Source organism: Stenotrophomonas sp. KH_036_B (genome assembly GCF_057839485.1).
This window is the reverse complement of sequence record NZ_CM174491.1, coordinates 2145738-2166290: the sequence shown is the minus strand read 5'-3', so window position 1 is coordinate 2166290 and position 20553 is coordinate 2145738. Positions and strand designations below refer to the sequence as shown.

General features: G+C 61.6%; 16 protein-coding genes and 2 pseudogenes. 6 read left to right on the top strand and 12 right to left on the bottom strand.

Going from position 1 to position 20553, the window contains the following annotated elements; genetic code table 11:
• A complete protein-coding gene (locus AC3ITN_RS09820) occupies positions 1–900 on the bottom strand; it encodes a LysR family transcriptional regulator (protein WP_481477826.1) in 900 nt (299 codons plus the stop codon).
• Positions 901–1017: 117 nt separating this feature from the next.
• Here AC3ITN_RS09820 and AC3ITN_RS09815 point away from each other — a divergent pair, with 117 nt between their 5' ends.
• The 4 genes from AC3ITN_RS09815 to AC3ITN_RS09800 all read left to right on the top strand — a co-directional run bounded on the left by AC3ITN_RS09815 (position 1018) and on the right by AC3ITN_RS09800 (position 7532).
• Positions 1018–2079, top strand: a complete 1062-nt coding sequence (locus AC3ITN_RS09815; protein ID WP_481477828.1) for an alkene reductase — start codon at positions 1018–1020, stop codon at positions 2077–2079.
• A gap of 38 nt (positions 2080–2117) precedes the next feature.
• Complete coding sequence (locus tag AC3ITN_RS09810) at positions 2118–2936, top strand: SDR family NAD(P)-dependent oxidoreductase (RefSeq protein ID WP_016903422.1); 819 nt, start codon at positions 2118–2120, stop codon at positions 2934–2936.
• Between the two features lie 375 nt (positions 2937–3311).
• Positions 3312–4832: a hypothetical protein gene (locus AC3ITN_RS09805; RefSeq protein ID WP_489392807.1), complete on the top strand. Its 1521-nt coding sequence runs from the start codon at positions 3312–3314 to the stop codon at positions 4830–4832.
• A gap of 459 nt (positions 4833–5291) precedes the next feature.
• Positions 5292–7532 carry an AAA family ATPase gene (locus AC3ITN_RS09800; protein ID WP_489392806.1) on the top strand — a complete coding sequence of 747 codons (2241 nt, stop codon included), beginning with the start codon at positions 5292–5294 and terminating at the stop codon, positions 7530–7532.
• On the opposite strand, the pseudogene AC3ITN_RS09795 reads toward AC3ITN_RS09800, so the two are convergent.
• The 4 genes and pseudogenes from AC3ITN_RS09795 to AC3ITN_RS09780 all read right to left on the bottom strand — a co-directional run.
• Positions 7441–7889: pseudogene (locus AC3ITN_RS09795) on the bottom strand (tyrosine-type recombinase/integrase); the annotation flags it as partial. The gene AC3ITN_RS09800 and the pseudogene AC3ITN_RS09795 overlap by 92 nt on opposite strands.
• 38 nt (positions 7890–7927) lie before the next feature.
• Positions 7928–8089, bottom strand: a pseudogene (locus tag AC3ITN_RS09790) (integrase core domain-containing protein); the annotation flags it as partial.
• 305 nt (positions 8090–8394) lie between these two features.
• On the bottom strand, positions 8395–9363 hold the full coding sequence (locus AC3ITN_RS09785; protein WP_489392805.1) for a hypothetical protein: 969 nt from the start codon (positions 9361–9363) through the stop codon (positions 8395–8397).
• An 82-nt stretch (positions 9364–9445) separates the two neighbouring features.
• On the bottom strand, positions 9446–10534 hold the full coding sequence (locus AC3ITN_RS09780) for a site-specific integrase (RefSeq protein ID WP_489392804.1): 1089 nt from the start codon (positions 10532–10534) through the stop codon (positions 9446–9448).
• Positions 10535–10638: 104 nt separating this feature from the next.
• Here AC3ITN_RS09780 and AC3ITN_RS09775 point away from each other — a divergent pair, with 104 nt between their 5' ends.
• Positions 10639–11574, top strand: coding sequence for a DNA-binding protein (locus tag AC3ITN_RS09775; RefSeq protein ID WP_489392803.1), 936 nt, complete (start codon positions 10639–10641; stop codon positions 11572–11574).
• Between the two features lie 49 nt (positions 11575–11623).
• Here the strand turns inward: AC3ITN_RS09775 and AC3ITN_RS09770 are convergent, their stop codons facing one another.
• From AC3ITN_RS09770 to AC3ITN_RS09745, 6 genes are all read right to left on the bottom strand, one after another.
• The gene (locus AC3ITN_RS09770) at positions 11624–11797 is read right to left on the bottom strand and encodes a hypothetical protein (RefSeq protein WP_489392802.1); all 174 of its coding nucleotides are present in this window, start codon (positions 11795–11797) and stop codon (positions 11624–11626) included.
• Positions 11798–12335: 538 nt separating this feature from the next.
• A complete protein-coding gene (locus AC3ITN_RS09765; RefSeq protein WP_489392801.1) occupies positions 12336–13595 on the bottom strand; it encodes a carbohydrate porin in 1260 nt (419 codons plus the stop codon).
• The gene (locus AC3ITN_RS09760) at positions 13595–14980 is read right to left on the bottom strand and encodes a cytochrome c (protein WP_489392800.1); all 1386 of its coding nucleotides are present in this window, start codon (positions 14978–14980) and stop codon (positions 13595–13597) included. The genes AC3ITN_RS09765 and AC3ITN_RS09760 overlap by 1 nt, the downstream gene beginning before the upstream one ends.
• Positions 14977–16617, bottom strand: a complete 1641-nt coding sequence (locus AC3ITN_RS09755; RefSeq protein WP_489392799.1) for a GMC family oxidoreductase — start codon at positions 16615–16617, stop codon at positions 14977–14979. The genes AC3ITN_RS09760 and AC3ITN_RS09755 overlap by 4 nt, the downstream gene beginning before the upstream one ends.
• Before the next feature lie 63 nt (positions 16618–16680).
• Positions 16681–17313 carry a sugar dehydrogenase complex small subunit gene (locus AC3ITN_RS09750; protein ID WP_489392798.1) on the bottom strand — a complete coding sequence of 211 codons (633 nt, stop codon included), beginning with the start codon at positions 17311–17313 and terminating at the stop codon, positions 16681–16683.
• 237 nt (positions 17314–17550) lie between these two features.
• A complete protein-coding gene (locus AC3ITN_RS09745) occupies positions 17551–19245 on the bottom strand; it encodes an arylsulfatase (protein ID WP_489392797.1) in 1695 nt (564 codons plus the stop codon).
• A 41-nt stretch (positions 19246–19286) separates the two neighbouring features.
• Between AC3ITN_RS09745 and AC3ITN_RS09740 the strand changes: the two genes are divergently transcribed.
• Entirely contained in the window at positions 19287–19697 is a 411-nt protein-coding gene (locus AC3ITN_RS09740) for a YidH family protein (RefSeq protein WP_489392796.1), read from the top strand.
• Positions 19698–19734: 37 nt separating this feature from the next.
• On the opposite strand, the gene AC3ITN_RS09735 is transcribed toward AC3ITN_RS09740, so the two are convergent.
• Positions 19735–20499, bottom strand: coding sequence for a transporter (locus tag AC3ITN_RS09735; RefSeq protein ID WP_489392795.1), 765 nt, complete (start codon positions 20497–20499; stop codon positions 19735–19737).
• Between the last annotated feature and the right edge of the window lie 54 nt (positions 20500–20553).

Genomic DNA, 20553 nt, shown 5'->3' with positions numbered 1-20553 from the left:
TCAGATGCCTGTTGAGGCGTGGGGCGTCGTGGTGGAAAGCCGGTCACGCAGGAACTCGATGAATCGCTGGGTTTTCGCTGGTAGCAGTCTGGTTTCGGTCATTGCATATGCCGTGAGCGGAACGCCTCTCCAGTGCGGCAGGACCCGCTGCAACCTGCCAGCTGCCACGTCTTCCTCCACCGCCTTGGGTGGCATCAGGATGATCCCCAACCCTAGTCCACCCAGGCGACGCATCATGCCGATGCTGTTGACGATGAAACGGCCTGCCACCGGCACCTTCCGCTTCTCCTTGTCATTCTGAAGGGTCCACTCACCATCGCGCTGCATGTGGAAGCACTGGTGTGCGGTCAGATCCTCGGGATGCTTGGGTTCTCCTGCTTCGGACAAGTACCCAGGTGCGGCGTAGAGCTCTGCCGAGAAGCTGGCAATCGCGCGCGCTATGAGACTTGAGTTCTCCGACTCCCCGATGCGAATGGCGACGTCGAAGGGTTCGGTGAACAGATCGACCCGGCGCGGAGTCAAGTCAAACTCAAAGCTGATGCCGGGATAGGCGCGGGCAAAATCCGCAATGTGCTCTGCCAGGTACATCGCTGCGAAGTCTACCGGCATCGACACGCGCAGGACTCCCGCGGGCTGGGCAAGCATGTTGCCAAGCTGCTCGTGCGCAAGCCTTGCCTCTTCGACGATGTGCTTGCAACGCTCGTAATACAGGTGCCCGGCTTCAGTCAGCTCCAGCTTGCGCGTGGTCCGGTGCATCAGCCGCAGGCCAATCGCCTTCTCCAGGCTGCTGATCCTGCGCGAAATGGTTGAGTTGGGGATGCCGGTGATCTCCGCTGCTCGGCGGAAGCTCATCACCTTCACGACCTCGACAAACAGCGCCATGTCGTTCAACAGTTCCATGATTGCGTCACCTATGGAGCAATATTTTCCAGATTACCACCTTTATCCCGTAGGCGGAATTCTCCACGATGGAGGCCTTCCCCCAGATGCGAGCCGCAGCGCGGCCAGGAATTGCACATGAGCGCCTTGTTCACCGAAGTTCAAGTGGGTCGTTACACCCTTTCCAACCGCATCGTCATGGCCCCCATGACGCGTTCCCGCGCTAACGATGCCGGCATACCCGACGACATGGTGGCCACCTACTACGAGCAGCGCGCCAGCGCGGGCCTGATCATCAGTGAAGGCGTATTTCCCTCCGCGCTGGGGAAGGGCTATGTGCGCACCCCCGGAATCGAAACCGATGCGCAGGTCGCCGCGTGGAAGCGCGTGACATCCGCCGTGCACGCACGTGGCGGGCGCATTTTCATGCAGATCATGCATACCGGCCGCGTCTCCCACCCGCTGCTCCTCCCGGGCGGCGCACAGCCTGTCGCTCCTTCGGCCATCAGGGCTAGCGGCCAGACCTGGACCCAGGAAGGCCAGAAAGATTTCGTAGTACCCCACGAGCTGAGCACTGCCGAGGTCAAGGAAGTCATTGAAAGCTACCGCCTCGCCACCCGGCGGGCGCTGGAAGCCGGATTCGATGGCGTCGAGCTGCACGGCGCCAGCGGCTACCTGCCCGAACAGTTCCTGTCCTCGTCCACCAATCATCGCACCGACGAGTACGGCGGAAGTCTGGCCAACCGCGCACGATTCGTGCTCGAAGTGCTGCAGGCGATGGCCGAAGAAGCAGGCTCTGATCGGGTAGGTCTGAAGATCTCGCCCGAGATGAACTTCAACGACATCAGCGACGCTGACCCGGTTGAAACCTATACCTACCTGGTGGACCTGTTGAAGCCGCTCAAGTTGGCCTACCTGCATGTAGCCCTGTTCGGCAGCGACACTGACTACCATTCCCTGCTGCGCCCGCGCTTCGCCGGCGCGTATCTGCTGGGCAGCGGGCTGGAAAAGGCGAGCGCGGAAAATGCGTTGCAGGCGGGTCGAGCAGACGCTGCGGTGTTTGGAAGCAGCTTCATCGCGAACCCGGATCTGCCGGCGCGCCTGCTCGCCGACGCGCCACTCAATGCGCCGGACAAGAGCACGTTCTACTCCGGTGGCGCAGCCGGATTCGTCGACTACCCGGCACTCGAAACGGCCTGACAGGCTGTTCTTCCATCCAGCGTCATGCGAGGTGAATCATGAAAAGCAACAATCCAGGCCGCCTTGAAGGCAAACGTGTTCTCATCACTGGAACGGGCGGCGGGCAGGGGGCCGTGGCACAGCGCCTGTTTGCCCAGCAGGGAGCAACTGTCATCGGCTGCGACTTCCGTCCAGGTGCCGCAGAGGCGACAGCCGAGGCATTACGCAACGAGGGATATTCCGCTTTCGCCAACACTGTGGACCTGACCAATCCTGAAGACGCTGGAAAGTGGGTGCGTGAGAGTGCTGAGCGCATGGGCGGCCTCGACGTGCTCTACAACAACGCCGCAGGTTTCGGCTTTGCACCATTTACACAGATGGATCTGAAGTTGTGGCGGCATGTGATGAACGTGGAGCTCGATCTGGTGTTCCACACTACCAGTGCTGCGTGGCCGCTACTGATTGAGGGCGGCGGCTCGCTGATCAACATCGCCTCCTACTCGGCCTTGCTGGGCATTCAGCCGCTGGCGCAGGTTGCCCATGCCACCGCGAAGGGGGGCATTGTTTCAATGACGCGAGCCTTGGCTGCAGAGGGCGCGCCGCACGGCGTGCGGGCGAACTCGATCGCACCAGGGTTCATCAGCACGCCAGCGACGGACAAGGCAGTGGATCCGGAAGCGAAGGCTTGGCAGTTGCGTCACGCGCTTATCCAGCGTGCGGGAACCAGCGAAGACGTCGCCTACATGGCTCTGTATCTGGCATCCGATGAATCCAGTTGGGTCACCGGACAGAACTTCAGCGTGGATGGCGGTGCTACGGCCGGTTGGCGAGACGACCAGGAGACCGCTCGGCTTGCCACTAAGGCCACTGCAGCCTAGCCGTCCCGTTTGCTCGCCACTGTACGGGCGGCTCATGGCTCGCCCGTGCAGGCGCGTCGCGGACGTAGCACAGGTGACGAACCGCTTCCGCGCGCCGATCTTGGTTCCTGGCCGTGTCCGCTGCTGGCCGAAAGCAGACGCTGGGCGGGCAGGGGATTAGGGAGATTTATCGGGGGTAGGCAAAGTCCCTCTCTTGTCAAGTCCAGCAGCGAAAGGAAGCAAGCCTAACCTTGCTAAACAGCCAGTTGCCCATTCCCTTTTTTCCGGCACAATGGCGTGAAACTGTTGCTAGCGCTGTACCAGGCTTGGAATTTTTCCGGTGCCAGGCACCATCAATGAAGCCCCGATGCCGCCCTATTCCAAGGAGTGAGGAAGTTGTCTGCTGACTACGGAAGAGTGAAGGTAGCGCTGAGGGGCCTCGGACTTGAGGATTCGTTGATTCACCTCTGGCACTACTGCCGGCTGACCGGTGACGGCATTCCACTGCCACACCAGTACCAGCATATCGACGGTCGCGGTGTGCACATTCGTCTTGAGAAGCATGTATTCCCCCACCAGCTCGACATACTGGGTAGGGAACTGATGCTCCATGCGGACCGGTCCGGCAAGCCGTCTGTTCGCACCTTGGCCTCATGGAATGATTTGGCAAGGGCGATGAACGCGCTTTACTACTACGGCGATGCGGTGTTCGACGGTGATAAGAAGGGGGGCGTGATGCTGACGCTTCACCGGATCGCGCATCAGCAGCTCCCACGGTTCAGCAGATTGTCCAGCGCAAAAATGGGGCGCTACCTTGCGCTGTATCGCTTCCATAGTCTCGCCCCTTTTTTTGAGACGCAGATCGGAATTGATGTAGACACCTACTTCGTAATGGCCTTCGCTGTGATTAGTGCTTCAGCTCAGCGGCCCTGCAATAACCGACTCACAGATTATTCAGTATTGGGCATCGATCCGGGCTCTGCTGAGCGGTTCTTTTCAAGAGTCGTGGGAACGACTGACGAAATTCGGAAGAAGCTCATAGATGACCAGCGCCTTGGCGACTGTTGGGAATACACGTTCAACGCGCTTCACTTCAAGCCGCTGGTCGCTTTTGATGCGGACCATCCCGAAAGACTGATCTGCCCCCTACCATACGCAGTGGAGAGCAGGCTCACCGAGGGCATCTTCTTCGACGTAGCCACCAAGGGCGCGGGCTTTGAGAGAGCATATGGCGATGGGGTCGAGTACATCATTGGCCGCATGCTGCAGTCTCTTCCATCCACTTACTCGGTCTCCCAGCCTGCCAAACAGCGAGTCGGGAAGCTCGAGTTCGCTGGCGCCGATTTCATAATCGACCAAGATCAAAGCAGGGCGTACATCGAGTGCAAGGCGAAGCGTCTGGCGTTGCGCGGCCGGGTTGCAGAGAAGCTGGAGGATTTGCGCAGCGAAATTCAGTACCTAGCCAACGCCATCCTTCAGAACTACCGAAACATTGACCGGGAAACTAGCAAACCTGACGCAACAAATGATGCACAATGCCGCATATTCTCCATTGTGATAACGCTTGAGGACTGGCTGCTTTTCAGCAACGTCGCTACCGATATGCTGGAGCGTCTCGTCACAGAAGGACTTGAAAAGTCTGGGCTGCCGGCCGACCTGAAGCAGCGAGTCCCCTACCTGGTCTTCGGAGCAGAGACCTTCCAGCATGCTGTCGCAGCGATGACCATACATCCGATGTCGGATGTCTTTGGCGGTCTGGGCGCCCCTCAGTACGAAGGATGGGTACCCTCGACGTATCTGCAGACGTGCTTCCCGGACGTCAAAACCTCGTCGATCGGAGGCTTTGACAAGGACTTCAACTCTCTCGTTCACTCGCTTCTGTCAGATACCAAGATGCGTCTTAACAGGACTCTGTGACGCACTTCTGCAGTATGTAGCCTGACACTACATGCCGGCGGCGCCTATCCCATCCAGCCGAACGGGTGTGGGAGGATGGCCTTTGCCAACCTGCTCGCCGAGACCGCGCTCCGCCGTGCGGTTATTTGCTGGACATCCGCGCGTAGGCACGCGTCGTGGCTGACCACCAATGTATTCGCGCCAATCCGCCCTTGCTCATAGTTGCTGTAGGCGCAGACAGGCCCGACGCCTGCCAGTGCCTGTGCCGGTCCAGCTATGCGACCCAGATGTTGTCGTTCACACGTACGGCATGAAGGATGTCAGTTCCGCAAGCAGCTCAACAGGCGCGACAGATCCGCCCCCCCCCTTAATCGCCAGAAGTCGAGGGCAGGGTAGGCGAGAACCGGAAAGCCCTCCCTTTCCCTTGGCGGCCCGGATAGGACTATGATCAGGGGAATAGGTCAGCACAGGGGGTGCGCAGTGATCACGGGGCTATCCATTCGCCGATACAAGAGCTTCCATCCAACGACAGCTACCCCCATCCACTTTGAGTCGAACACGCCGCCCCAGCCAGTTTTTCTCTACGGCATCAATGGCGCCGGCAAATCAGCCATCGGCGAGGTGATCCAAGGATTGGCTGGGAACGAAGCAGAGTTTGCCCACTGCGCCTTGGAAACTAGCAATAACGCTGACTATCGAATTCTCGTCTATAACCAGCGCTTCGTAGATAAGGTAATCCGCACGGCCGAGGGTGTGCCCGGAATCTTCACCATTGGCGTCCAAGACGCCGCCACCCAGGCTGAGATCGAAGAGAAGCAAGCCGAAGCCGAAAAGCTTGAAGGGCAATCGACGGCGTTGGACGCGAAGATCCAGCAGACGATTGACGCAGGCAAGGCAGTTCGGGACATTGCCATTGCTGGTGCTTGGAAGGCACATTCTGACCACGATCAAGGGCCATTCCGGGACTTGATGAAGGGCTTTCACTCTGATCGTCAGAAGTTCTTCGAGGAGCTGGGCACTTGCACCGTTGCTGACGATGCAGAGCTAGACGACCTTGATCGCTTAAAGCAAAGACTGGCAGACGCCAACAGCACAGAGAGTTCCCAGCCCAAGATTTCTCTGAATCTAACTGGACTCGCTATCGTTGAAGCTGACGTCATCTGGGGCGAGGTGATTGCCGTCTCTGCGACCAGTCGTCTGGCCCCGCTCATCGAAAAGTGGGGTAATAGCGATTGGGTGGGCCAGGGGCGAAAGTTTGCGCATGATCCAGAGTGCCCGTTCTGTCAGCAGTACCTGCCGGCTGGCTTCGCCAAAGATCTAGCGTTGCTACTGGACGGAGACAGGCAGTCGAAGCTCGACCGGATCCAGTCGCTTTCCGACACCTATGCCCAGCGTGTTGCCGAGATCGAGGTGGCAGCTAAGACCATGCTCGAACAGACGTTCTCCAAGGAAGAGCCGGGGCTGGAGCAGGCTTGGGATCTATTTCATGCGCAGATCAAGGCTAACGCCGCCTCGATGCTGTCGAAGATTGAAAAGCCGGGCGAGAGTGTTGTGCTGGAAGCCAGTGATACTGAGAGTTTCGCGAAGGCGATCGCTACCGTGAACGAACGGATCACTCAGTTCAACACCCGAGTGGCGGATCGAGTGGCTGAGCGTGAGCGCATCAAGACCATGTTCTGGCAAGTCATGCGAAGGGAGCGGGCGCCCGTCTATGACACATACAAAGCGGGCAAAGACCCGCTAGTGGAGGTGCTGAAGAAGGACAAGGAAGAAAAGGTGGAGGTAAGTGAGGCGCTGACGGCTGTCGCCGCCCGGCTAAAGGAACTGCGTCGTGTGCAAAGCGGTGTTGGTGCCTCGGTGGATAAGATCAATTCGCGCCTCGCGCGGATGGGGATTGCGTCATACTCGATCGCCAGGAAAGCCGGCGAAGGAAATCTGTATTGTTTAGCGCGCCCCGGGCAAGCCGAAGGAGATATGAAGTCATTGAGCGAAGGCGAGAAGACTCTCATTTCCTTTCTCTACTACCTGGAATGCCTTGGCGGCTCAGACACCGCCGAAGCCGGCGCTGTCGATCTCGGGAGGACCATTGCGGTCATTGATGATCCTATATCCAGCTTGTCTCACAATTTTGTGTTTGACATTGCCTCCATCATCTACGGAGAGCTGATCAAGCCGGAAGATGGAACACCCAGGCCGCGCCAGGTGATCGTCCTGACACACAATCTGTTCTTCCTGCACGAAGTGCTTCGGCAGACGATCGGCGGATCCGATCTTGCCAAGGCGTCAAAGAAGTGCCAGCTCCTGCGTGTTGTGAAGTCCGAGCACACCAAAGTCGTGCCCATGAAGGCTGCCGAGCTCATGAACGACTACCAGGCGCTGTGGCAAGTGCTACGAGACGCGCGTGACTCCAACATGCCTGCGATCATGGTGCCCAACGCCATGCGTTGCATCCTCGAACACTTTTTCTGGTTCACGCATCAAGAGGACAAGTTCAAAGAGGCCTTAAAGAAGGTCGGCGACGAAGACGCAACCTTCGCTCCCTTGGCGCGCTACCTAGATCGAGGATCACACAAGGATGGGATTAACATCACGGTGATGGACTTCAATCAGTACGATCTGAGCTACTACTTCACCAAGTTCCAGGCTGTGTTCGTGGCCGCAGGGTTTGGCGATCACTACTCGGCAAATATGGGCGCTGCAGAAGAGCAGGCCACAGCATAGGGCTCGACACCGAGCGGTGCTCGGTCAGCTGCATGATCGCTGGCAGCGCCATGCCCTGGCGGCTGGCCTCGGTGACAAACCCCGATCGCAGGCTGTGCCCGCCAAAATCCCCCTCCCGCCCGGCCAGACGCGCCCGCCGCTGCACGATCTCGCCTACCACAGTACGGGACAGGGCAGGGCCGACGCGCTGTTTCCATAGTCACCGGAAGATCGCCCCTCGGTGATCCCGGAGGCCTCCAACCAATCCTGCAGGGCGAGGGCGACCCGATCCAGCACCGGTTTGTCCGGGGACCAAGTGGCGGTGACGCCGGCCTGCTGGCTCTTGCTGTGCTCCATCCGAGAGATATAGCCCGCCTCCGACGCCCCCCCCCCCCCGCTTTCAGTAGCGGGGCCCTTTAGAGTCCAGATTTAGTCTTGGCGGTTTTGGCCGCGAGTTGTTGGGCATAGGCGGCCGGCGTCAGACCTCCCAGGATCTTCTTCGGTCGTTCCTCGTTGTATTCCCGTCGTCAAGTTTCGATCCCGGTACGTGCGTGCAGCAAAGTGGGAATGACGTCCTCTGCCTTCAGTAGCGGGGCTCCTTAGAGTCCGGGTTTTATCGTAGAGGCCCCGGTGAATGGCCTCAGGTCATTCCCCAGAGACTTCACGTGGCCGTGGGCAGGGTCAAGGCTGACATTCAAGCTCTCATCGCTGAAGGCGAACTTCCATCGGACATGATTGCCAGATCGGTTGCGATGCGTCAGATCGATGCGTTGGCCCGCTACATGGCATCACTTGGTCCTGAGGCCCAGGCGGCCTTTAACAAGCTACGCAAGGCCGTGTTCACCCGCTGGCCCGGGAATGCTCAGGGAACTTCAGGGTAGCTCTATCGCAAGCCGCTTTCCTCGAACCTGGCAAGCACGGTGTTCACCGCAGAGGTGAGGTTCTCCTTCGACGCATCGATTCGTTCGAAGCCTTCCATCTCGGGTGGTAGAACCGCGGTCGAATCAGTCGTCGCCACCATCACCTTGTCTGCCCCGCGAATGACATCCCCAACGGCAGTCCATTCTGCAATAAGTCTCTGGGGATCCTCAGCGAGCAGGACGACCATCAAGGGGCCGAGCCTCATCGCGCGCGTGGAGTGTCCTCGCCGGGCCGCCGTTTTCGGATTGCGTATCGCTTCACGGTGGCAGCCTTCTGACATTTCGCGAAGGAATGGGGCACATCCGGGGATACCAATCTCGTTGCACACCGTATGGACGATGCCTTTAGCCCACAAACGGAAGCCCACTGACGACGGTTCCAGCTCGTCGGCGCGGAAACAGGATTCCACGAACTGACTTCCCGTCGAGCTCAGTTCCTTCTCTCCGAGCATCCCTAGGCGCTCGAACGTCAGCCGGTTGATGCTGTTTTTCGAATCAAAACCCAAGAATTCTCTGGGTTCTCGGCTGCCACCACCGCCGCCCGGATACACGTCGAAGCGCTTGGCAATCCAAGCCATGCGCAGAAGATCGACTTGCCCGAAAGACAGCTCACTGAGGGCCTTGATGAAGTGCCGCTTGAAGTGGCCTTTTACCTTGCCCGTGGCAATGGAGCAGGCCAGGCGACCGTAAACGGTCGCCTTCTCGGCTTCAACGTCCAACTCTAGGGCTCGAATCATGGCAAGGAAGTCCTCCGGCGTCATGGCCTCCGCGTTCTCCGGGAATACGCCGCCATCCAGCGCTGAGCGGGCAAATTCCTCGTACCGCTCCCGCGTGCGCTTCTCCATCCAAGCCGCCAACGCCTTGGGGCCCTTCGACAGGAGTTCCAGGGGGCTGGAAAGGTCACCCAGTTTGGTCAGGTCTTTCAGATCCATGGTTGCTCCGTGGACGATGGTGCTGCTGCTCGATGGCCCGCACGTCAATAGGGGGGGTGAAGTCCCACTGTTTCCGCCACTCCTAATCGTCCTCCAAAAGACGAGCGGCGGGATTCGCCGTGGCCCCGCCTGTCTGGAAGTAGCCCACCACGCTCGACACCGATCGGTGCTCGGTCAACTGCATGATGGCCGGCAACGCTACCCCTTGGCGGCTGGCCTCGGTCACGAACCCCGACCGCAGGCTGTGCCCGCCAAAATCCCCCTCCAGCCCAGCCAGGCGCGCCCGCCGCTGCACTATCTCACCCACCGCCGCCGGGGACAGGGCAGGGCCCACGCGCTGTTTCCACAGCCGCCGGAAGATCGCCCCCTCGGTGATCCCGGAGGCCTCCAACCAGTCCTGGAGGGCGAGGGCAGCCCGATCCAGCACCGGCTTGTCGGGCGTGGAGGTCGCGGTGACGCCGGCCTGCTGGGTCTTGCTGTGTTCCAGTCGGTAGATATAGCCCGCTTCACCGATGCGGCGTAGGTCACGAAGGTCGGCCGCAGCGATCTCGCTGCGTCGGCGGCCGCCACTGGCAAACCCGAAGCAGAGCAGGGCACGGTCGCGAATCCCTTCCAGGCTGTCATCGCAGGTGGCCAGCAGCGCTTCCAGCTCGGGCAGGGTGATGGCAGTCTTCTTGCGCGGCCGCTCGCCGCGCTTGACTGCCGCCCGCGCGGCGCGACTGAGCACGGTGCGGATCGCCGGCTGCTCGCAGGGGTTGGGTGCTTGCTTGAGCCGGTGCGCCGTGGACAGGACGGCGACCCGATGCCGCACGGTGGCCAAGGTCCACGGGCCGAGCTTGGCCTTGAGGCCAGCGGCCACCAAGGCCTGGTCGACGGTGGGCGGCAGTTCCCAGGCCAATTCGCCCTCGGTCGAGCGGCGCTGGACATGGTCGACCACGAACTGCAGCACGGTGGCTTCGGGTACAGGCAAAGCCAGCTCGATGCCGTAGCGCGCCGAATGCCAGCCGACCCAGTAGCGCAGGGCGCTGGTGTAGCTACGGGTGGTGTTCTCGGCGGCGGCTTCGGCCAGCAGCTCGCGGACCGCGTCGGCGGCCTGCTGGGCCAGCTGTTCCGGCAGCACCAAGCTGGCGGCCGTCGCGCCGAGTACGGGAAGCATAGAATTATCTTTCATACTATGTAATGTATACTACGAACTAGAGTTTATACCCGCGATAATCATCACTTATCGCCAGTACGGAATCAACGGGGCAGGGCGCCCGCACAGGAGATAGTTCAATGGCTCGCGGCATCACGGAACTGGACGTGCACGGCGCCGCTGACGCGCTTGTGGCAAAGGGCGAGCGCCCGACGGTGGAGCGCGTCCGGGCGCACCTAGGTACGGGCTCCCCGAACACGGTAACCCGCTTGCTGGAGACGTGGTGGCAAAGCCTCGGAAGTCGGTTGTACCCTGAGAGTTCAGTCGTGAAAGACGCTCCGGCTGTGGTGGGGAAGCTTGCCGGGCAATGGTGGGCGCTAGCGCTAGAACATGCGCGTGATGCGGTCCTTGCTGAGTTCTCCGAGGTGCGCGAGGACCTTGCACTCAAACAAGAGGAGCTTCTTGTCCGGTCCAAGGCACTTGCAGGCGAGATAAGCGCTGTCCATGCGAGATCGGAGGCGGCAATTGCCGCGGAACGCATCGCATGCACCCGCGCCACCGAATTGCAGCGATTGGTCGACCAGCTTCAGCTGCAGGCTGCGGAACTGGCCGAGCAACGAACCGCCGCTATTCAGCGACTTGACCAAGTGGAGGCCTCACGCCAAGCGCTCTACGACAGGCTCCAAAAGACTGAGGAATCCGCGAGATCTGAGCGCGAGAGCCTGGCTGAGCACGTCAGATCTGTCGAAAACCGCGCATTGGGTGAGCTTGATCGCGCTAGGCAAGAGAGCAAGGTGCTGCAGGCGCAGCTAGCCAGCGCACTGAAAAGACATGCATCAATTGAAGCAGAGATGCGGGGCAGCCTCGAAAAGGCACACTCAGCTACTGCGGATGCACTACAGATGGTAGACAATCAGCGCGGCCGATCTGCAGCGCTAGAAGAGCAACTGGCCAAGCTCCAGAACTTGCCGGCGGATCTAGAGGCTGCCCTTAGACGAAGCCAGGTAACTTCCGGTCCACGGAAGACAAGCCCCAAGCAGCGAGCTAAGAAGAGCTCATCCAAGGCCACAAACTAGGAACGCGGGCTTGCGTAGATCTCAGCCAAGGCCATTAATTAGGAACACTTCAGCCATCAAGAGATTTGCCACAACAAGGGCATTTTCCTCCAGCCAGGTCTCGGGCTTCTGCTGCATTCTGGCGGTTGGCCAGCCGAACTGCCGCCACGGTAATGGAAACAACAAGCGCTATAGCGACGCCGGCGACGATGATCATCTGTTGCAAGGTAGACAGGGAGTTCATTGCATTTCCCACTAGGAAGACCAAGACGATGTGGCACTGCAATTTTAGTCCCCGGATCGAGAGAATTTGCAGGAAATTTAACGGTAGAAGCCCCAGATCTAACGCAGACTGAGGGCTGGATGGCTGCACTCTGCGGGCAGGATGGCTGCATTTGAACCCGGCGCACCCAGGCGATCCAAGGGCGGAACTTTGTTCAACCAGACAACTAGCACCCAGAAATTTCTGCGACGGCTTGCGGCGGCCCAAGAATGTCTGCCTTGCGGACCAGAATCTCTGCCTCAACGGGGCAGAATTGTCTGCTGACGAACAATCCAGTCGATCGTTGAAGCGGGACCCAGCCACCTGAAATAGCGTGGCTAGGACAGATCTACCATTTCGCATAATGTATATTATGTAAGAACGCGGATGGCCGGCCAGACCCCGAACCGACCCCCAATACTTCACTCCAACCCAGGCAGCTTCATCCTTACACCCTACGATGAAGCCAGCGCGCCACCTCTCTGCAGCGCGCCCCAATCCCCCTCCAAACCACAACCGTTCAAAGCGTAGCCTGCGCCTGCAACGTAAACACCCACGCATCCGGCCGCTCTGACAACCCTGACGGCCGCGTCACATATTGCAGCGCCGGACGCAGTACCAGCCACGGTGCCACCTGGGCGCCATAGTTGAGCTCCAGCATTTCTTCCCGGGTCTGCACCTGCTGGCCGGAAGCCTGCTGGTACGCCTGCAGCCGCCGTGAGAAATCCAGCCGCGTCCAACCCACGCTCAGGATATCGTCCTCGCGTGACCGGAATGGACCGCGCCAACTGACGCCGAGCTCCCACGAACGGCGCAGCGTGCCGGTGCGTACATCGGCCTGCGTACCGATGGCGAAGGCCGAAATGCCGCGTACCGTCTCTTCTTCCGGTTTCCAGATGCGCTGCGCCAGTTGCACATACTCGCCGCTGCGATGCGAAGCTTCGCGCGCCCCGGGATTGTCCAGAACGGCCGCGTTCGAGGTGTCCCAGTAGTACCCGGCTTTGTAGGTCCCGCCGTACCCGCGCTGACCGGGGTCGTTCACGTAGCCCAGCTCGACCGGGAAGAACAGACCGGTGTTGCCATCAAACGACAGCTTGAAACCGTTGTCGGCCTGCTTGCGGGACGGATTCACGTCGAACACACCGGTCTGCGCGTACCAGCCGGAAGGGTCGGTCCATTTGACGCGTAGGCCCCATTGCCCGGTCGGATTGTCGAGCCAGCCGGAGCTGTAGATCGGTCCGAGCGGATGACCACACTGCCCGTTGTTGTTGAAATTGCAGGTGTAAGGCAGCCCGCCGAAATCATTGCCCATCGAGAAGAAGCCACCCTTCAGGCTGAGCCGCTTGTCCAGCAGCGCACGCTCGTAAGAGACCTCGTTGAGACGGAAGTTCTGCCCCTGCCCCCAGAACGCCTGGTTCTGGATGTAGCTGCCGGTGTAGCGGTCGTGCGCCGCTTGTCCGAACCGATCCGACAAGACCACCCGCAACGTGCCATCCACGCCGAATGCCTTGCCGGTGTCCACGACAGCGCCGAAATCAACATGGGTTGCCGTGGCGGTGCCCGAGCCACGGTAGCCACCGTCGACGTAACTCGAGGACACCACCACGCGCGCCGTCGGGGTGACGCCGCGGTCCTGCAACCAGTCGCGCGCTGGCAGGCCGGTACTCAACGGAACCTGCTTGACGGACTCCACCGGCTTGGCCGGAACACCATCAGCGGCCATCGCCGGCTGACATGCCAGCACGGAACTGATCGACAACACCACTACAGATGCGCGCATCACAGCGCCCTCCTCTTCCGGGCCGCCCTGCGCCGCCAGATCCAGATACCCAATGCAATGATCACCAGCCCACCAAGCGGCAGGCCGTAGGTGGTCAACGTCATCAACAGCGGCCTGGGACCGCCTGCTCGCGCCAGGCGCACGTCCGCTGCAGAAACGCTGTCGCCCGGACCGAACTGTTGACGGACATAGGTGGCAACGCTGGCCACCTCTTCGTCGCTCAACCGCTGTACGTAGGAGCCGGTGGAGAAATGCGGCATCACCGTGTGTTCGCCGGCCACCTCACGATCCACGCCGGTGAGAATGGTGGCAATCAGGTTCTGCGGCGTGGCGGCACCGACCGTGCTGTTGTTGACCAGCGAGGGGTAGTACTGATCGGCACTGCCCTCCCCGCGCGTGCCATGGCAGCTGGCACAGACACCGTCATAGAGCACGTGGCCGTCGGACAGTGGCAGACCGGTGCCACGGATTCGGGCCTCCCCTGCTCCCGCGCCTGTGCGCAGCGTCCACGATGAGGCGTTCCTGCTCATCGAGGGGTCCGCGACCGCTGGCACGGTCCTCAGGTAGGTCACGATGGAGGCGATGTCCTGATCGGTGAGCTTGGACAGGCTGTGCGTGATGGCCTCGGCCATGCCGCCGCCCGCCTGGGCCTTGCCGGCGACCTTGCCGGTCTTGAGGTACTGGGCGATGTCCTGGTCGGTCCAGGCACCAATACCACTGACCTTGTCCGAGGTGATGTTCGGGGCATACCACAGCCCCAACGAACCGCCCGACAGCGCTTGGCCCGACTTTTCCTGCATCATCAGGCCGCGCGGCGTGTGGCAGCTGCCGCAGTGTTCCAGGCCTTCAACCAGGTAGGCGCCGCGGTTCCATTGCGCGCTCTTGGACGAATCGGATGGCACCGCCGTGCGATCAAGGAACAGCAGGTTCCAGCCGGCCATCGACAGGCGCACGTTGAACGGGAACGGCAGGTCGGTGGACGGCGAGAGCTGCTCGACCGGTTTGACCTCGGCCATGAAGTAGGCATACAGATCGCGCACGTCACGATCGGTCAGCTTCGCGTAGGACGTGTACGGCATCGCCGGGTACAGGCGGGCGCCGTCCTTGCGGATGCCCTGGCGAACGGCACGTTCGAAGTCCGCCTCGCTGTAGCTGCCGATGCCGAACTTCACCGAGGGCGTGATGTTGCTGGCCCAGATCTCGCCCATCGGCGAGGCGATGGAGTAACCGCCTGCATAGTCCTTGCCGCCATTCGGCTTGGTGTGGCAGGCCATGCAGTCGCCGGCCGTGGCCAGGTAACGTCCGCGCTCGACCGCGTCGTCGGCGTGGACGTTGGCCGCCGCCATCAGTGCCAGGAGCACGCCCGGTAGGGTCAGCCACTTCACAGGGCACGCTCGATGGCATCGGCCGCCTTCAAACCCAGCGCGGCCATGGTCAACGTGCTGTTGACCACGCTTGCCGACACCATCGCGCTGCCGCCGGGCAACCACAGGTTGGCGTGGTCGTGCGCGCGGCAGTTCTCATCCACCACCGAATCGCGCGGATCGCTGCCCATGATGGTGGAGCCCATGATGTGGTTGTTGGCATTGAGCGCAGTGGTGATCTCGAACTCGTCGGCATTGAACAAGGTGCCGATATGGCGCAGCTGCTCGCAGGCCTTGTCGTAGCCCTTGCGCGCATAGTCGCCCAGCGAATAGTGGATATCCGGGCAGGCCAGGCCGAGGCCATCGACACGCGATTTCGACAGCGTCAGGCGGTTGCTCGGATCCGGCAGCGGCTCGAGGCTGATCGAGAGGTCCACGCCGTACACCGCGCGCCGGCGGATCTCGGCGTCCAGCGCCTCGCCGACGAGACCCATCTTGAGCGCCTGCTGGGTGGCCACCGGAACGCGGCTGATGTTGTTGAGGATGATCTTGTTGGCCGAGTACTCCGAGCGGAAGCTGCCATCGCGCGGGCCCACCATGCAGCTGGACTGCGCGGGACCGCGCCCGAGCCAGATGGGACGGTCGGCGATGAAGGAGCAATGGAAGCCCGAGTGATCCATCATGTTGCGGCCGACCTGGTCGGAAGAATTGGCGATGCCGTTCGGGTTCTGCGCGTTGGCGGCCAACAGCAGCAGGCGCGGCGTTTCCAGTGCGTTGCACGCGATCACGAACTGCCGTCCGGTGGCCTTGTGGCTGACACGCTCACGGTCGTACCAGTGCACCGCCGTGACGGTGTTGTTCTGGTCGGTGTCGATGCGGTACACCACGGCCTCGTCCAGCACCACCGCGCCCTTTTTCTCGGCCGCATCCACTGTGTGGACGCCGTTGTACATGGCGCCGATCGGACAGATGGGCTGGCAGTTGTTGTTGCCACAGCACGCCGGGCGCTCGTTGAACGGCTGGATGGTGCGCCCTTGCGGAATCGGCACCAGGTTGTAGCCATGCGGGTTGACCACCTCGGCGAAGGTGGTATCGCCATGGCCCCACGGAATCATGTCGGCGATGTACGGCTTGGAGCGCTCGCGCGGGCTCTGGCGCTCGGGATCGTTCGGTCCGGAGACGCCCATCGCCTCTTCGGCGCGGCAGTAGTACGACTCGATGTCCGAATAGGCAATCGGCCAGTCGCGGCCAACCCCGTAGGCGGACTTCATCTTGAAATCGACCGGCAGATGGCGCCAGCACGAGGCAGCCCAATGCCAGGTGGTGCCGCCGACGGCCTTGATGAAGCCTTGGCGGAAGCTGTTGCCGTCCGGCCCGGAAAGGGCCACGTAATCATTGGGCGGAAAGTACAGCGGCGCAGTGGCCAGTGGCGACTGACGGTACGGCCCCTGGAAGTCGCTGCCGATGCGGCGCTCGAAGCTGGCGTTGCGCCAGTTCTGGACGATTTCGGCCCGCTCCAGGCGGGGACCGGCTTCCAGAATCACGACGGAGCGACCGGCGGCGGCCAGCTGGTTGGCGATCAGGGCGCCAACGACGCCGGAACCTACCACGATGACGTCTGCATCGACGTCACCGCTGTTGAATGTTGGTTTTTTCACGGGAATGCACTCGGAAAGCGCGGCGTTGGCACGCCACGCGGCAATCGACAGGAAGGCGGTGGGTCAGCGCAGGGCGATGGCGGCCGGCGGTGCGGCGACCCACCAGGCCGGGCCACCCAGCGCATACGTCGCCGGGAACAACCCGTCGGCAACCGGGCGCTGCATGAGCGCGTCACGGTAGGCGACGGTAACGGCGGCGGTGCCCTTCCCTACCGTGCCGGTGTACCACGCGGCGATGATGGCCAGTGCCGCATCGCGCACGCCTGGCGACGCGACGATCTTCGCCGGGGAGTCCGCGGTGGCGGCCACACGCTTCAGCGCGGGAAGTGCGGCGGTGGTCGCCGGATCCAGTGAAGCCAGCGCGGCGCGGATTCTGCCGGCGACCGACGGATCCAGATCGGCCTTGCCGGTCAAGGCCACGGAGAGCGCAAGGAATTCGGTGTCTGCAGCGGTGCTGCCCGCTGCTGCCGCATCGCGGCGTGGGGTCTGGTTGGCGCTTGGCTGGGTGCTGGCAGCGGGTTCATCGCTGCGCCGGCAGGCCGCGAGCAACGCCATCGAGGCAGACGCCAGAAGGAACTTCCGACGCGACCATCCATGGAATTGCACTGGGCCCGCATCACCGTTGCTGTCATCCACGGGGCGTTCCAATTGTGACGTTGGGGGTCGGACAATGATTGCAGGCGACGCGTGGCGCATCAATTGTCGAAGCTAATAGTTTATTTTCGCAAGGATTATTGGATTGCTGTTTTTAAGTGAGATAAAACCGCAACTTACGCGCCAGAGGAGGCGTGGCGTGAGCAGAAGACCGACGATGGAACGATCTGTCTTTCTCCAGCCCAACATTCACGCCACAATGACGCGACTGATTTTCACTGCAACGGCAATCAGGACAGCGCTCCTGGAACGAAGCGCCGCCCTCGCCCGCCAACAGATCTAGTTGGTCCGCAATGTCTCCAGCTCTTTCAACCGCTTCATCGCGTCCTGCTGCTGCAGCAACCCGTAGTTGATGCCGCTGGGGTTGAGCGAGCTGCCAACCTGATAGGGATAATCGCCGAAGTCCTTGAAGAACGCCTTGATCTGCGCCTGGATCGGTACCAGCAGCCACATCTGCTGCCCGATGAACTGCATCGCGCCACCGCCCTCCTCGATGCCCCGCTCATAGGGGTCCATGCGCAGGTTGGTGATGGTGGCCCACGACGTCACTTCGCGTTTTGCGGTGGCGATGTTGCCGTGACTGGCCACCGCGAAACTCACCTTCCAGTCCGCGTAGCGAATCGCATTGAGGTTGCCGCCCTGGTCGAAGTAGTACAGCGCCTGTCGCGGCCCCTGGTCGGCCTTGCCCCGGAAATAGCTCGTGAAGTCGTAGCCGTCCAGATGGACTTTGAAGGTGGTGCCGCCGGCCTTGTACCCTTTCTTCATCTTGCCCACGACGTCGTCCACGCCTGCGGCGGCGCACAGGGTCGGGAACCAGTCGATCAGCGAGATGATGTCGGTGTAGGCGGTGCCAGGCTCGATCACGCCAGGCCAGCGGACCATCATGGGGATGCGCATGCCACCTTCCCAGGTGGTGCCCTTTTCACCGCGGAAGGGTGTCATGGCACCGTCCGGCCACAGCGCGATTTCGGCACCATTGTCGGTGGTGTAAAGCACGATGGTGTTGTCGGCCACCCCCAGCTCGTCCAGCTGGTCGAGCAGCTGCCCGACATGGCCGTCATGTTCCACCATGCCATCTGCATGCAGCCCCTTGCCGGTCACACCGTCGGATTCCGGCTTGAGATGGGTGAAGACGTGCATCCGGGTGGTGTTGAACCACACGAAGAACGGCTTGTCTTCCTTGACGCTGTTGCCAATGAAGCCCTGCGCGGCCTCCAGGAATTCTTCATCCACGGTAGGCATGCGTGCCTTGTTCAACGGACCGGTGTCCTTGATCTTGCCACCGGCCTTGGAGTGGATCACGCCACGCGGACCGAACTTCTTCTTGAACGCCGGGTCCTTCGGGTAGAAGTAGCCTTCAGGCTCTTCCTCCGCATTGAGGTGGTAGAGGTTGCCGAAGAATTCGTCGAAGCCGTGGTTGGTCGGCAGGTGCTGGTCTTGGTCGCCCAGATGGTTCTTGCCGAACTGGCCGGTGGCGTAGCCCTCCGCCTGCAGGACATCGGCGATCGTCGGCATCCACTCAGCGATGCCATGCGGATCGCCGGGCATGCCGATCGTCAGCAGCCCCGTACGGAACGGCTCCTGCCCAAGAATGAACGACGCGCGTCCGGCGGTACAGCTCTGTTGACCGTACGAGTCGGTGAACAGCGCTCCCTCCAAGGCAATACGGTCGATGTTGGGCGTCTGGTAGCCCATCAGCCCCCGGGTGTAGGCACTGATCTGCGGAATGCCGATGTCATCGCCAAAGATGACGAGGATATTGGGTTTCTTGCTCGAGTCGACGCTCTTCTTCGCCACGACGTGCTCCTGTTCCCTTGCGGGATACCGATGGGATTTCAATTGTTCACCCGGGGCGCTTGGGAGGCATCCGTAGTTCCCTTCCATGCCTGCCAGTAGTTCTACTGCGTGCACGTCCGCAGTAGTTTTACTGACACGGTCTCCGCATTGACACGCATGCATGGCACGCGTCTGCACGACACACTTCCAGGCATCTGCTGCGGCCCAACGGAGACCCCATGAGCCACGCCCCTGCCCCGCCAGACACCGCGCCGCCCGCCTCGCTGGCCAACGACCTCGCCCGCGGGCGCACCCACCTGGGCAACGAGCGCACGCATCTTGCCTACCTGCGCACCACCGTGTCGCTGATCGGGTTCGGGATCACCATCAACCGGTTCAGCACCTATCTGATCCAGAACGACGAAGCGCCCAAGGGCGGCCGCCTGATGCTGCATGACGCCAGCAATGCCGGTTTCGGCATGGTGCTGTTGGGGCTGGCGCTGCTGGTCTGGTCGCTGGTGCGGTACCGGCTGGTGACACGGGACATCGAGCTGGGGGTCATCAACCCCCGGCACCGCGCCACCACGGTATTCACCCTTGGCTTGTTGTTGATGGGCGGGCTGACAGCGGTCTGGCTGTTCACCGACTAAGGTCTTCCACCGCCCCCCTCTTCACGGGGGCCTCTGCTCAGCGGGGATAGAGCAAGGTGACACTGAACCGGAGGCCCCAGTCCGGCCCGCCGCGCGGGCCGTCCAGGTAGGCCCGCACCCCACCCTGGTAGCTGATCATCTGGCTGCCCAGCTTGCTGACCTTCGAGTACTGGAGGTTGAGCGGCACGGTCCACTGGCTCGCCTTCCAGTCGTAGGTGGACTCGATGTTCACCGCCACGGTGCGGCCGCCGGTGAACGCCTTGGCCACGAACGGCTGGACGAACGTGTTGCTGATGTCCCTGCGACGGGAGCCGCTGCCGGCGATGTCCGACAGGTGGTTCACCAGCGCGCCGAAGGTCCAGCTCGCGTCCTGTTTGAGCACCACGAAGGTGGGACCGGCGCCCCAGGTGTCCGCGCCCAGGTCATCGGTGCCGGTGGGCACCAGCAGCGCCGGGCCGATGCCCCAGACGATGCCGGACGGGCCGGTTTCCTTGGGCGAGAAGAAGAAACTCTGGGTGAGGTCGCCGAGGCCGGCTTGGTCGGTCCCGGGAATCACGTCCTCCTGGTAGGCCACCGGCAGGATGGTGCGGGAGATGACGTTCCACTCCGGCGAGATCGAAAACGGTGCAACCGGCTGGATGTTCAGCGTGTGCCGATAACCACCATTGGCGTAGCCGTCGTCGTAGTTGTACTGGAACGGCACGCTGATGAGCGCCGCGACGGGGTTGGAGAGCTTCTTCGCCAGGGCGTCGGCATCCTGCGCCGATACCGATCCGGACCATCCTGCCAGTACCGGGACCATGGCGAGCGCAGCCAGCACCGGGTGTATGCGCAGGGGGCGAGCAGCGTTGGATGA

Coding starts and splice junctions, on each gene's coding strand:
- AC3ITN_RS09735 (WP_489392795.1), bottom strand. CDS start 20,499: ATGGTCCCGGTACTGGCAGGATGGTCCGGATCGGTATCGGCGCAGGAT.
- AC3ITN_RS09820 (WP_481477826.1), bottom strand. CDS start 900: ATGGAACTGTTGAACGACATGGCGCTGTTTGTCGAGGTCGTGAAGGTG.
- AC3ITN_RS09750 (WP_489392798.1), bottom strand. CDS start 17,313: ATGCGCCACGCGTCGCCTGCAATCATTGTCCGACCCCCAACGTCACAA.
- AC3ITN_RS09775 (WP_489392803.1), top strand. CDS start 10,639: ATGGCTCGCGGCATCACGGAACTGGACGTGCACGGCGCCGCTGACGCG.
- AC3ITN_RS09780 (WP_489392804.1), bottom strand. CDS start 10,534: ATGAAAGATAATTCTATGCTTCCCGTACTCGGCGCGACGGCCGCCAGC.
- AC3ITN_RS09785 (WP_489392805.1), bottom strand. CDS start 9,363: ATGGATCTGAAAGACCTGACCAAACTGGGTGACCTTTCCAGCCCCCTG.
- AC3ITN_RS09765 (WP_489392801.1), bottom strand. CDS start 13,595: ATGCGCGCATCTGTAGTGGTGTTGTCGATCAGTTCCGTGCTGGCATGT.
- AC3ITN_RS09815 (WP_481477828.1), top strand. CDS start 1,018: ATGAGCGCCTTGTTCACCGAAGTTCAAGTGGGTCGTTACACCCTTTCC.
- AC3ITN_RS09740 (WP_489392796.1), top strand. CDS start 19,287: ATGAGCCACGCCCCTGCCCCGCCAGACACCGCGCCGCCCGCCTCGCTG.
- AC3ITN_RS09770 (WP_489392802.1), bottom strand. CDS start 11,797: ATGAACTCCCTGTCTACCTTGCAACAGATGATCATCGTCGCCGGCGTC.
- AC3ITN_RS09810 (WP_016903422.1), top strand. CDS start 2,118: ATGAAAAGCAACAATCCAGGCCGCCTTGAAGGCAAACGTGTTCTCATC.